General features: G+C 69.0%; 14 protein-coding genes and 1 tRNA gene. 2 read left to right on the top strand and 13 right to left on the bottom strand.

What is annotated here, in order from left to right; genetic code table 11:
- Window positions 1–8: 8 nt before the first annotated feature.
- Window positions 9–698, top strand: a complete 690-nt coding sequence (locus AC3A6R_RS00150) for a response regulator (RefSeq protein ID WP_487859712.1) — start codon at window positions 9–11, stop codon at window positions 696–698.
- A gap of 30 nt (window positions 699–728) precedes the next feature.
- Here the strand turns inward: AC3A6R_RS00150 and AC3A6R_RS00145 are convergent, their stop codons facing one another.
- The 4 genes from AC3A6R_RS00145 to AC3A6R_RS00130 form a co-directional block, all read right to left on the bottom strand.
- Window positions 729–938 (bottom strand): Flp family type IVb pilin, encoded by a 210-nt coding sequence (locus AC3A6R_RS00145; protein ID WP_487859711.1) that lies wholly within the window; start codon window positions 936–938, stop codon window positions 729–731.
- A 13-nt stretch (window positions 939–951) separates the two neighbouring features.
- A complete protein-coding gene (locus AC3A6R_RS00140) occupies window positions 952–1,515 on the bottom strand; it encodes an A24 family peptidase (RefSeq protein ID WP_487863402.1) in 564 nt (187 codons plus the stop codon).
- A 26-nt stretch (window positions 1,516–1,541) separates the two neighbouring features.
- Entirely contained in the window at window positions 1,542–1,688 is a 147-nt protein-coding gene (locus AC3A6R_RS00135) for a hypothetical protein (RefSeq protein ID WP_487859709.1), read from the bottom strand.
- Between the two features lie 223 nt (window positions 1,689–1,911).
- Window positions 1,912–2,625, bottom strand: coding sequence for an SDR family NAD(P)-dependent oxidoreductase (locus AC3A6R_RS00130; protein ID WP_487859708.1), 714 nt, complete (start codon window positions 2,623–2,625; stop codon window positions 1,912–1,914).
- Window positions 2,626–2,764: 139 nt separating this feature from the next.
- Here AC3A6R_RS00130 and AC3A6R_RS00125 point away from each other — a divergent pair.
- A tRNA-Lys gene (locus tag AC3A6R_RS00125) sits at window positions 2,765–2,840 on the top strand.
- Between the two features lie 287 nt (window positions 2,841–3,127).
- On the opposite strand, the gene AC3A6R_RS00120 is transcribed toward AC3A6R_RS00125, so the two are convergent.
- Genes AC3A6R_RS00120 through AC3A6R_RS00080 form a run of 9 tightly spaced genes read right to left on the bottom strand, consistent with a single transcriptional unit; the run spans window position 3,128 to window position 12,080 of the window.
- Window positions 3,128–3,529, bottom strand: coding sequence for an acyl-CoA thioesterase (locus AC3A6R_RS00120; RefSeq protein ID WP_487863887.1), 402 nt, complete (start codon window positions 3,527–3,529; stop codon window positions 3,128–3,130).
- A 50-nt stretch (window positions 3,530–3,579) separates the two neighbouring features.
- Window positions 3,580–4,110 carry a MarR family winged helix-turn-helix transcriptional regulator gene (locus AC3A6R_RS00115; RefSeq protein WP_487859707.1) on the bottom strand — a complete coding sequence of 177 codons (531 nt, stop codon included), beginning with the start codon at window positions 4,108–4,110 and terminating at the stop codon, window positions 3,580–3,582.
- On the bottom strand, window positions 4,110–4,886 hold the full coding sequence (locus AC3A6R_RS00110) for an SDR family NAD(P)-dependent oxidoreductase (protein WP_487859706.1): 777 nt from the start codon (window positions 4,884–4,886) through the stop codon (window positions 4,110–4,112). The genes AC3A6R_RS00115 and AC3A6R_RS00110 overlap by 1 nt, the downstream gene beginning before the upstream one ends.
- Window positions 4,887–4,941: 55 nt before the next feature.
- The gene (locus AC3A6R_RS00105) at window positions 4,942–5,700 is read right to left on the bottom strand and encodes an SDR family NAD(P)-dependent oxidoreductase (protein WP_487859705.1); all 759 of its coding nucleotides are present in this window, start codon (window positions 5,698–5,700) and stop codon (window positions 4,942–4,944) included.
- A complete protein-coding gene (locus tag AC3A6R_RS00100) occupies window positions 5,700–7,304 on the bottom strand; it encodes an ATP-dependent acyl-CoA ligase (RefSeq protein WP_487863401.1) in 1,605 nt (534 codons plus the stop codon). Before AC3A6R_RS00100 ends, AC3A6R_RS00105 begins: the two co-directional genes overlap by 1 nt.
- Window positions 7,294–8,025, bottom strand: a complete 732-nt coding sequence (locus tag AC3A6R_RS00095) for an ABC transporter ATP-binding protein (protein WP_487863400.1) — start codon at window positions 8,023–8,025, stop codon at window positions 7,294–7,296. Before AC3A6R_RS00095 ends, AC3A6R_RS00100 begins: the two co-directional genes overlap by 11 nt.
- Window positions 8,022–9,809, bottom strand: coding sequence for a branched-chain amino acid ABC transporter ATP-binding protein/permease (locus tag AC3A6R_RS00090; protein WP_487859702.1), 1,788 nt, complete (start codon window positions 9,807–9,809; stop codon window positions 8,022–8,024). The genes AC3A6R_RS00095 and AC3A6R_RS00090 overlap by 4 nt, the downstream gene beginning before the upstream one ends.
- The gene (locus AC3A6R_RS00085; protein ID WP_487859701.1) at window positions 9,809–10,864 is read right to left on the bottom strand and encodes a branched-chain amino acid ABC transporter permease; all 1,056 of its coding nucleotides are present in this window, start codon (window positions 10,862–10,864) and stop codon (window positions 9,809–9,811) included. Before AC3A6R_RS00085 ends, AC3A6R_RS00090 begins: the two co-directional genes overlap by 1 nt.
- A gap of 52 nt (window positions 10,865–10,916) precedes the next feature.
- On the bottom strand, window positions 10,917–12,080 hold the full coding sequence (locus AC3A6R_RS00080) for an ABC transporter substrate-binding protein (protein ID WP_487859700.1): 1,164 nt from the start codon (window positions 12,078–12,080) through the stop codon (window positions 10,917–10,919).
- Window positions 12,081–12,117 lie beyond the last annotated feature (37 nt).

The following is a 12,117-nucleotide window of genomic DNA, read 5'->3' as shown; positions in this document are numbered from 1 at the left end:
AGGTGCCCATGCAGCCAACCACCGCCCGACCCATCAGCGTCATGCTCGTCGACGATCATCGGACCATGCTCTGGGGCCTCTCGAAGCTGATCGACGGCGAACAGCCGCGCATGAAGGTCGTCGCCACGGCCAACTGCGCCGAACAGGCACTGGAGCGAAGCGAGGCGACGATGCCCGACGTGATCGTGCTCGATCTCGACCTGGCCGGCCAGAGCGCCCTCGACATCCTGCCGATGCTGCTCGCGAACGAGGTGTCGCGTGCGCTCATCCTTACGGCCGAGCGCCAGCAGCACACGCTCGACCTCGCGGTGCTGAGCGGGGCGCGCGGCGTGCTGTGCAAGGACGCCCCTGCGGAACAGGTGCTCGACGCGATCGAGCGCGTCCACAAGGGCGAACTCTGCATCGACGCACAGGCGATGGGCCGCGTGTTCTCGCAGCTCACTTCACCGAAGAAGGCCGCCAGGCCCGACCCCGAAGCCGCCAGGATCGCAAGCCTGACGCAGAAGGAGCGCCAGGCCATCCGCGCCGTCGTCGAAGGCAGCGGCGCGCCGAACAAGACACTCGCATCGCGGCTGTTCGTGACCGAGCACACCTTCCGCAATCACCTGACGTCGATCTACCAGAAGCTCGACGTCGCGAACCGCCTCGAGCTGTACATCTACGCGATGAAGCACCAGCTCCACGTCGCGCCGCACTGAGCGCGGAAGGCCGCGCCCGGCGGTATCCGCTCAATCACAGACGGACCGGGCGAGGCAGGCCGTGAGACGACCGAAGATCGTCTCGAAGCCGCCGATGTCTTCGGCGAGCGCCCTGAACGACACGACCAGCGTGATCGACACCACCGCGATGACCAGCGCGTATTCGACCAGCTGAGCGCCCTCTTCGCCGCGCAGGAACCCGCGGGTCGATTGGCCGAGGGCCTGGAGAACCTGGTTCATTGGTCTTTCCCTTTCATTTCAACCAGCCCAATTGGTTCGCGAGGACCTGGGTCACGGTCCCGGCGCAGATGCAGATGCCGTAGGGCAGCTTTCCGATCGACTGGCGCAGGTCGCCGGCCGCGTCCGGCCGCATGCAGGCCATCCCCGAGACCACGTTGGCGAGCATGTGGCAGAGGCGGCTGCGGTGGATGGCAAAGGCGATGGCGGCCACGCCCCCGGCCATGCATGTGAAGAAGATGGCCGTCAGCGTCTGGTGGGGGCCGAGAAAGGCACCCACCATCGCCATCAGCTTGACGTCGCCCGCACCCATCACACCGAGCAGGTAGAACGGCAGCATGATGGCCAGGCCGAGGCCAAGGCCACCGAACGCGTGCGACGCACCTGCCGCCGGCGTGCGCGCCGCGATGGTGCCGTAGACCACCGCGAAGACCATGCCGCCGAAGGTCAGCCAGTTGGGAATTCGGTAGAAGCGCCAGTCGCTGACCGCGGCCATCGCCAGCAGCACCAGCAGCCCGCCCAGGCGAAAATCCAGTGCCGCCACCGTCAACAGGTCGAGGAAGGCGTCGAGTCCGCGCATGGCCTGATGCTCCTGTCTGCCGGCGGTCAGGCGCTGCGCCGCACCGCGAGCAGCAGGAGCAGGCACACGGCCAGCACGAGCGAACCGATGAGTGCGAACTCCATGAACGACATGCCTGCTTCCTCGCGCAGCAGGTTCATGAAGTTTCTTGGCAGCAGTTCGTGCGATTCCATGCGTATTTCCCGGTGATGTGGCGTCACTGTAGGAATTGGCACGCTTGCGCGCATGGGCCGTGCGCCCCCGGCCCGGGGAGACATGTGCCCCGGGTCCGCCGCCCGGGTGCATGACAAAGCGCCTGCCTCGCGTGCACCAGCGCGGGGCGCGCCCGTGAAAAAGGCCCCGGTGTGTGCCGGGGCCTCTGGATGCGTGCCGCCCGTGGGCCGGGCGCGCCGCTTCTCAGGTGTCGAGCGTCAGGTGCTGGCCATGCAGCGCTGCTGCCGCGGGCGAGGCGAGGAACGCGATGGTCTGCGCCGCGACCGAGGTCGACACCCAGTCGGCGGGATTCGCGTCGGGCATCGCCTGTCGGTTGGCCGGCGTGTCGAGCACGCTGGGCGCCACGCTGTTGATGGCCACGCCATGCGGCGCCGCTTCGGCCGCCATGGCTTCGACCAGGCGCTGCAGCGCGCTCTTCGACGCGATGTAGGCGGCCATGCCCGGCAGGCCGCGCGCAGCCACCTTGGCGGTGACCGCGACGATGCGTCCGGCCCCATGCTCGATCATCGACGGCAGCACCGCCTGCGTGACCGCCACGAACGACCAGGCGTTGAGGTCCATCATGCGGTTCCAGCTCGCGCGCGTGAGCGCATGCGTGGCCTCGCCCATCTCGAAGCCGCCCGCGATGTGGACCAGTGCATCGATGCGGCCGAACGCCTTTCGCGCCTGCGTCGCGAGCGCCGACATCTCGTCGACCGAGGTCACGTCGCCCTCCAGCAGCAGGTGCTGCGAATTGTCGAGACCCGGGAAGGCATCGGCCAGCCGGTCCGCGCGATGGTCGACAAGCGCGAGACGTGCGCCCTGCGCAAGAAAGTGCTGGACCACCGCACGGCCCAGCGCGCCCGCGGCGCCGGTGATCACCACATGCGGCATGGTGCTTGTGTCTGCTGTTGTCATGGAAGTGTTCTCCTGGTGAAGGGCGTGGACCGCCGCCGATGACGCATGCTACCGCTGCGGCGCACAAAATCGTTGAGCCCCAAAATTTTTACGCTATACTTGCGGTCTTGCCAAAAAACGCCAAGCGTTTGAAAAGCAAGGGCTCTTAGCTCAGTTGGTAGAGCAGCGGACTCTTAATCCGTAGGTCGAGTGTTCGAGTCACTCAGGGCCCACCAACCAACACGAAAAGCCTGCTACCGCTCGGTAGCAGGCTTTTTTCATGGTGATACGCCGCCCCGGCCGGAGAGGATCCTCTCGGAAGAAGAGGAAATATTTCACGGTTTCACAGCCAATCCGAGTTGCTTCCGGCCGCCGCCTACGCCGGACAGTCCTTTGGCGTGGCATCTTGCAAACTGCTGTCACGCACCAAAAGAAGAACAAGAACGACCGCGACAGAAGTCTCGCGTCCAAACGCCAGTTCGTTTTTCTACCCGCCCAGGCGGGTTTTTTTTGCCTGTTCCGTTCAGGCCGGCGGCGAAAAGCCGCGCAGGATCGCAGCGCGGATGTCTTCGGGCACGGCCACGGCGCGGTGGCTTTCGAGCGACGTGGTCACGAGCACCTGCTTTACCTGCATGCGCAGCTCGCCGGTCGCAGGCTCGAAGCAGCGCAGCGCGAGCGCGATCGAACGCGAACCCAGCCGCTCCACCGAGAGCCCGAGCATCACATCGTCGCCCATGCGGCTCACCGCGCGGAAATCAGCCTCGAGTCGCACGGTCGGCAGGCCGATGCGCCGCCCGCCGATGAGCGCGTGGTAGTCGACGCCGAGGCCCTCGCCCACCCAGTCTTCCACGAGGCCGTTGAGCATCACGAAGTACTGCGGATAGAAGACGATGCCCGCCGGGTCGCAGTCCGAGAAGCGGATCATCCGCGCGCGCTGGAACTCGACCACGGTCTGGGCGGGCGCGTCGATGGCGCTCACGCCGCTTCCTCGCCCGCAGGCTCGCTGCGCATCACGTGCACGCGCAGCTGCCCGAGCTGCGCATGCATCTGCTTGACGGTCTTCATGTCGAGCCCCGAGAACATCTCGAGGATCCACTGTTCGTGCTCCTTGGCCATGGCCTCGAAGCTCGTGCGGCCCTTGGGCGTGAGGCTCACGATCCAAGAGCGACGGTCGTCGGGGCTGTGCGTGCGCACCACCACGCCATCGCGTTCGAGCTCGTCGGTCAGGCCGGTGACGTTGCCGCCGGTCACCATCAGGTAGCGCGAGAGCACGCGCATCTTGAGGCCTTCGCGGTAGCGATGGAGCTGCGCCATGTAGTCGAAGCGCGCCAGCGAGATGCCGAAGCGCTCGCGCAGCCGGCGCCGGATCTCGGCCTCGATCTGCGTGGTGCTGGCCAGCATGCGCAGCCAGAGCTTGAGCATCGCGTGGTCGTCGTGGCCGGCGCGCGCTTCGTGGCCCAGTTCTTCGGCGTCGCTGAGCGCCGCATGCGAGGCGTCGTTGCGCATCACATCACCTCTCCGCCCGAAACCGACACCGATTGCCCGGTGACGGAGCCGGCGCCCTCGCCGCAGAGCCAGCGCACCGCATCGGCCACTTCGGCGGGCTGCACGATGCGCTTCTGCGGATTGACGGCAGAGAACTCGGCCAGCGCATCGGCTTCGCTGCGCCCGGTCTTGCCGACCACGTTGGCCACGCTCGTGCGCAGGATCTCGGTGTCGGTGTAGCCGGGGCACACCGCGTTCACCGTGATGCCCTTGCGCGCCACCTCGAGCGCGAGCGCGCGGGTGAGCCCGATCACGCCGTGCTTGGCCGCCGTATAGGCCGCTACGTACGCGTAGCCCTTCTGGCCCGCAGTGCTCGCGATGTTGACGATGCGGCCCCAGCCGGCCTCGAGCATGCCGGGCAGTGCCGCCTGCGTGCACAGGAAGGTGCCGGTCAGGTTGACGTCGAGCATGCGCTGCCAGAGCGCGGGCGTGGTCTTGAGGAAGGGTGCGCTCTCTGCCGCGCCCGCGTTGTTCACGAGGACGGCGACGGGCCCGCGTTCAGCGCTGGCCTGTGCGAAGGCCGCGCGCACCGCGGCCTCGTCGGCCACGTCGGCCGCCGCGACACCGTGCCCCTGGCCCGGCAGCGATGCGGCCACGCGCGCGAGCGCATCGAGGTCGCGCCCGAGCAACGTCAATGTGGCGCCCTCGGCCGCGAGCGTGCGGGCGATTTCGGCGCCGATGCCGCGCGCGGCGCCGGTCACGAGTGCATGGCGTCCGGCGAGTGGATTTTCTTGCATACCTGAAATATTTACTTATGAACTTTTCGAACCGCGATTTTGGCGCATCGCCTTTTCAGCGCATGAAACGGCCGCCGTTGAGGTCGAGCGTGGCGCCTGTCATGAAGGCCGCTGCGGGCGACGCGAGATAGACCACCGCAGCCGCCACTTCTTCGGGCTCGCCGAAGCGGCCTACCGGAATGCCGGCCTGTAGTGCCTGTTGCCGCGCCGCATCGAGCGCGTCGAGCGCGGGGCTCCTGACCGCCGCGGGCGCGACGGCGTTGACTGTGACCCCGTGCGGCGCCAGTTCCGCGGCGAAGCTGCGTGTCAGCGCCAGCAGCGCCGCCTTGCTGGCCGCATAGTGCGCGCCCGTGGCCGCGCTGGGCTGCTGCCCCGCCATGGACGCGATGTTGACGATGCGCCCCTGCCCGCGCGCGCGCATGTGGCGCCCCGCGATGCGGCAGCCGAAGAAGCTGCCGCGCAGGTTGACCGCGAGCACCTCGTCCCACTCCTCGGGCGTGATGTCCCAGAGCGAGGTGAAGGCGGTGCGTGCGGCGTTGTTGACCAGCACGTCGACCGCGCCGAAGCGCGCGGCGGCCGCATCGAAGCAGCGCGAGAACGCCGCCTCGTCGCGCACGTCGAGCTGCATGGCCACGCAGTCGGCGCCCGTGCCGCGCAAGCGCGCGGCCGCGCGTTCGGCGCCATCGCCATCGATGTCCGCGAGCACGGTGCGCGCGCCCGCCTCGGCCAGCCCGCGCGCGATGGCCTCGCCCAGCCCCTGCGCCGCACCCGTGACGAAGGCGGCGCGGCCGGCGAGCACGGGCGATGCGGCCATCAGGCCGCCTTTGCGGCAGGCCGCGACGCCGGCCCGCGGTCCCAGGTGCCGGCGGTCACGCCGCGTTCGCGCAGCTTGAACTTCTGCACCTTGCCGTTCTCGGTGCGCGGAAGGTCGGGCAGCAGGTCGATGTAGCGGGGCACCGCGAAGTACGGCAGCCGGCTTTCGCAGAAGCGCACCAGCGCGGCCGGCTCGATGTGCTCGCCCTCGCGCGCAACGAGCGCGGCCATCACCTCGTCTTCGGCAAGTTCCGAGCGCACCGGATAGACCGCGCAGGCCGCCACGCCGGGATGGCTCAGCAGCACCTGCTCGACCTCGAACGACGAGATGTTCTCGCCGCGGCGGCGGATCGCGTCCTTGATGCGGTCGACAAAACGGAACGCCCCATCGGCATCGCGCACCACGCGGTCGCCGGTGTGGAACCAGAGGTTGCGCCAGGCCTCGACCGTCTTCTCGGGCATCTGGAAGTAGCCGCTCGCGAAGGCATGGGGTTCGTCCGCACGCAGCAGCAATTCGCCGGCTTCGCCGATCGGAAGTTCCACGTCGCCCTCGTCGGCCACGCGCGCCTGGAAGCCCGGACGCAGCCAGCCCATGACGCCGCCGCGCGGTGAATCCGGCGCGGTGGCGATCGCAAAGTTGGTTTCGGTCGAGCCGTAGCCCTCGAGCAGCTTCACGCCGGTGCGCGCCAAAAAGGCCTGTGCGGCCGTCGCGGGCACGCCCGGCCCGAGCCCGATGCGCACGCGGTGGCCGCGTTCGCTCTCGCCCTCGGGCTGCGCGAGCAGGATGGGCACCATCGCGCCGAGCAGGTAGACCACGGTCGCGCGGTTGTCGCGCATCGCGGGCCAGAAGCCCGACGCCGAGAAGCGTGTCTCGAACACCGCCTCGGCGCCGGTCAGCGCGGCCTGCGCGAAGGTGTTGAGCGCATTGATGTGGAACAGCGGCAGCGTGGTGCACAGCACATCGTCCGCACCGACGCCGATCACCTCGGCACTGTTCACGCCCCACCAGAAATACTGCGCATGCGGGCAGACCACGCCCTTGGCGGGGCCGGTGGTGCCCGAGGTGTAGAGGATGGCAAGCGGATCGCCGGGCAGAACGTCTGCGGCTGGCAGCGAAGGCCCCTCCAGCGGATAGCGGCTCACGCGCACGCCTGCCGGCGCTGTCCACGCAGCGCCAGCCTCGCCAACCACCCACACCGCTTGCAGCGACGTGCGCGCGAGGTCGGCCGTCGCCAGCCGTTCGAGGAATCCGGCCTCGATCACCAGCAGCTTCGCCTGGCTGTTGGCGAGGAAGTATTCGAGCTGCGGCCCCATCGACGCGCTGTTGACCGGCACCACCGCCGCGCCGAGCCAGCCGGCGCCGAGAAAGACCTCGAGAAACTCGATGCGGTTGCCGCACATCACGGCGATGCGGTCGCCGCGCGCCACGCCGGCCGCGGCCAGGGCGCCGGCGCGCACCGCGGCCGCCACCGCCGCATCGCCGTGCGTCCACTGCCGCCCCGCGATGCGCACCAGCGGACGCCCCGCGAAGCGCTCGGCCTGCCGCTGCAGCATCGCCGGCAGCGTGCGCTGGCCGGGCGGCAGCGCGCGCACCTCACTCGTCATCGTGCGTGCCTCCGCCGAGGTAGGTGGCCTGCACGCGCGGGTCGCCCGCCAGTTCGGCCGAGGCGCCCGACAGCGCGATCTCGCCGGTCTCGAGCACGTAGCCGTGGTCGGAGGTCTCGAGCGCCGCGCGCGCGTTCTGCTCGACCAGCAGGATCGAGACGCCGTCGTCGCGCAGCTTGCGCACGATCGACAGGATGTCGCGCACGATGAGCGGTGCCAGCCCGAGGCTCGGCTCGTCGAGCATCAACAGCCGCGGGGCCGACATCAGCGCCCGCCCGACCGCGAGCATCTGCCGCTCGCCGCCCGAGAGCGTGTCGGCGCGCTGCGCGCGGCGCTCGGCCAGGCGCGGGAACCGGTCGTACACCGATTGCAAGCGCTTCTTCATCGCGTCGCCGCGCAGCCGCTTGGCATAGGCGCCGAGCTGCAGGTTGTCGAGCACCGTCAGCTCGCCGAACAGCTCGCGCTTCTCGGGCACGAGGCACAGGCCGCGCTCCACGCGCGATTCGACGTCGAGGCCCTGCAGGTCCTCGCCCTCGAAGCGCAGCGTTCCCTTGCAGGGCAGCAGGCCCATCGCCGCCGCGAGCAGCGTGGTCTTGCCCGCGCCGTTCGGGCCGATCACCGAGATGATCTGGCCCGGCTGCAGTTCGAGCGACACGCCGCGCACCGCCTCGACCTGCCCGTACGACACGTGCAGGTCGCCGATCTCGAGCATGGCGGTCATACAACGCTCCCCAGATAAGCCGCCTGCACGCGTTCGTCGGCGCGCACCGCCGACGGCACGCCCTCGACGAGCTTGGAGCCGAAATTCATCACCACCAGCCGGTCCACGAGTTTCATCACGAAGTCCATGTCATGTTCGACGATCAGGATCGTCACGCCCTCCTCGCGCAGCTTGCGCAGCAGGTCGCCGAGCGCCATCTTTTCCTTGCGGCGCAGGCCCGCCGCGGGCTCGTCGAGCACCAGCAGCACCGGGTCGGCCGCGAGCGCACGTGCGATCTCGAGGATGCGCTGCGTGCCCAGCGGCAGGCTGCCCGCGAGTTCGTCCGCGCGGTCGCCCAGGCCGATGCGGTCGAGCTGGCGCTGCGCCTCCTGCAGGATCTGCCGCTCCTCGGCGCGGTCGAGCCGCAGGCCCGCCCTGAGGACACCCGAGCGCGTGCGCGAATGCGCACCCAGCGCCACGTTGTCGAGCAGGCTCATGTGGGGGCGCAGCTTGACGTGCTGGAAGGTGCGCGCCAGCCCGAGCCGCGCGACCTGCCGCTGCGGCATGCCCGCGATGTCGCGCCCGAGAAAGCGCACCTCGCCCGCGCTCATCGGCAAGGTGCAGGTCAGCAGGTTGAACATGGTCGACTTGCCGGCGCCGTTGGGCCCGATGAGGCCGACGATCTCGCCCGCATTGACCTCGAAGCTCACGTCGTTGACCGCCACGAGGCCGCCGAAGCGCCTGACCGCGCCCTTGACCGACAGCACCTGCGTGCCGCGCGCGGGCAACTGCCGGTGTGCGAGCGGCGCCACTTCAGGCCCTTCGTAGCGCGAAGCCCCCGAGGTGCCGCCGTGCCGCCGCGTCCAGCGTCGCAGCAGCCCCATCAGCCCGCCGCGCGCAAAGTGCAGCAGCAGGATGAAGAGCGTCGCGAAGGCCACCGCCTCCAGCTGGCCCGCGCGCTGCGTGAGCATGGGCAGCACGTCCTGCAGCCCGTTCTTGAGCACCAGCACCAGCGCCGCACCCACCAGCGCGCCCGACAGGTGGCCGAGGCCGCCCGCCACCGCCATCAGCAGGTATTCGATGCTCACCCGAACGTCGAACGGCGACGGGCTCACGAAGCGGTTCATGTGCGCATAGAGCCAACCCGCCAGGCCCGCGAAGAGCGCGGCCGTGACGAACAGCGTGAGGCGCACGCGGTAAGCGTCGGCGCCCACGCTCGCAAGCAGCGTGGCGCCGCCGCGCAGTCCGCGGATGGCGCGGCCCGGGCGCGACTGCAGCAGGTTGTGGCTGAACAGGCAGGCCAGCCCGACGATCGCCCAGATCAGGTAGTACATCGCGCGCGGATCGGCGAGCGACCAGCCCGCGACATGCAGCGGCGGAATGTTCGACAGCCCCGTGTGGCGCCCGAGCGCATCGACGTTGCCGAACAGCATTGCGATCGACAGGCCCCAGGCGATGGTGCTGAGCGGCAGGAAGTGTCCGCCGAGCCGCAGCGTGAGCATGCCGATCGCCAACGCCGAGACGCCGGTCAACAGCAGCGCGAAGAAAAGGCCGATCCACGGCGACAGGCCCTGCGTGGTCGTGAGCCATGCCGTCGCATAGGCTGCGATGCCCACGAAGGCGGCCTGTCCGAACGACGTGGCGCCGCCCACGCCGGTGAGCAGCACCAGGCCCAGCGCCACCAGGGCGCCGATGCCGATGTCGTTGAAGAGCGAGACCGTGAAGCTGCCCGCCAGCGCCGGCAGCAGTGCCAGCACGACGACCACTCCGGCGATCAACGCCATGCGTTTGCGGTTCGCGTTCATCATTGCTCCACCTCGTCTTCTTCCTCTTCGCTGTGGACCGCCAGGAACGATCGCAGCATGAGCACGGGTATCAGCAGGCTGAAGACGATCACGTCCTTCAGCGCCCCGCTCCAGAACGACGCGAAGCTCTCGACCACGCCGACCGCCAGCGCGCCGAGCGCCGTGATCGGGTAGCTCACCAGACCGCCAATGATCGCGGCCACGAAGGCCTTCAGTCCGATGATGAAGCCCGAGTCGTAGTACATCGTGGTCACCGGCGCGATCAACACGCCGATGAGGCCGGCGAGCAGCGACGCGCAGCCGTAGGCCAGCAACGCGGTGCGCACCGGCCGGATGCCGACCAGCCGCGCGCCCACGCGGTTGACCGCGGTCGCGCGCAGGGCCTTGCCGGCCACCGTGCGTTCGAACACCAGAAAGAACAACCCGCTGAGCACGATCGCGGCGCCCACCATCAGCACCACCTGGCCGCTGACGGTGAAACCGTCGCCGAGCGTGAACACCGCACTCGTGAGCGGCGTGGTGCGCGAGCCCTCGGGTCCGAAGAACAGCAGGCCCAGGCCCGAGAGCAGGAAGTGCAGCGCGAGCGACACGATCAGCAGCACCAGCACCGAGGCGTCGGCAATCGGCTGGAACACCACCCGCGCGAGCAGCGGCGCCATCGGCACCACCAGCAGCACGGCCACGGCAATGTGCACGGCCACGGGCACGCCGGGCCGCGCCGCGAGCCATGCGAGCACGCAGGGCACCGCAGGCAGCACGCCCCACATCAGCACCGCCTTCGGAATGCGCGCAGCCTCACCGCGGCGCACCAGGCTGCCGATCTCGGTGGCAAGCGCCAGCGCCGCGAGCACCGCCACCATGCCGATGGTCGGCGGCACGCGGCCGGTCTCGAAGGCCGCGAGCGACAGCGCGGCAAAGGCCGCGAGGTCGCCGAACGGCACGAACACCACGCGGGTGACGGAAAAAATCAGCACCAGCCCGAGGCCGGCGAGCAGATAGACGGCACCGTTGGCGAGGCCATCGGTGACGAGGATCAATGCCACGTCCCATGTCATGAGGAAACTCCCTGCAGGATCGTTGTTGTCCGGATCGTTCGCGCGCGTGTACTCAAGGTGCGAGCTTCCATTGGCCGTTGTCGAGCTTGACGATCACGCGCGCGCGTTCGTCCACGCCGTAGAGGCTGCCGGGCTTGAAGGTGTAGACGCCGTGGGTGCCCACCACTTCCTTGGTGCTGAAGATCGCATCGCGCAGCGCCACCCGGAACTCGGCCGTGCCCGGCTCTGCCTTCTTCATGGCGCGCGCGGCGGCATCGGCGAACACCAGCCAGCCGTCGAACGAGTAGGCCGAGAAGGCATCGTTGGTGGCGGCGTTGTTGACCTTCTGGAACACGGCACGGAAGTCGGTCGCGATCTTCTTGGTCGGATGGCTCTCGGGCAATTGCTCGGCCACGATCACAGGCCCCGTGGGCATCAGCGCGTTCTGCCCGGCCGCGCCGACCACGCGCACGAAGTCGGGGTTGATCAGCCCATGCTGGCCGTACACGCCGCCCTTGAAGCCGCGCTCCTGCAGCGCCAGGAAAGGCAGTGCGCCCGGCGTTCCCGCGCCACCGGTCATCACCGCGTCGGGGCGCAGCGCCACGATCTTGAGCACCTGCCCGGTGACCGATGCGTCGGCGCGCGCATAGCGCTCGTTGCTCACCACCTTGATACCGGCCGCGGGTGCGGCCTTCATCATCGCGTTGTAGACCAGGTCGCCCCAGGCGTCGGAGAAGCCGATGTAGCCCACGGTCTTGACGTTGTTGCGCTTCATGCGCTCGATCACCGCATCGATCATGAGCTGCGTGGGCTGTGCCACGGTCATCACCCATTCGTTGTCGGCCGGATCCAGCAGGATGGGTGTCAATCCGATCATCGGCGTCTTCGCGCCCTTGCCGACCTGTGCCATCGCGATGGCGGCCGGCACGCCCGAGGTGCCCATGAGCACGTCGACCTTCTCCTCCTCGATCAGCTTGCGCGCATTGCGCCCGGCCGTGGTGGGGTCGGAACCGTCGTCGAGCACGATGAGCTGGATCTTGCGGCCCTCGACCTCGCCCTTGTAGGCCAGCGCGGCCTGCATGCCCTTGGCATAGGGCACGCCGAGCGAGGAGTTGGGCCCCGAGAGCGAGACGCTCAGCCCCACTTTGAGATCGGCCGCGATGGCGCCCGCCATGCCGCAGGCGGTCAGCGCCGCGGCGAGGGCGCCGCGTGTCAAGGTCAACATCAGGCTCTTCATGTCTTGGCTCCGGTGAGGGAAGGTGGATGAAACGAAC

Source organism: Variovorax sp. Soil_C_19, from assembly GCF_057657255.1.
This window is presented reverse-complemented; position numbering and strand designations above follow the sequence as displayed.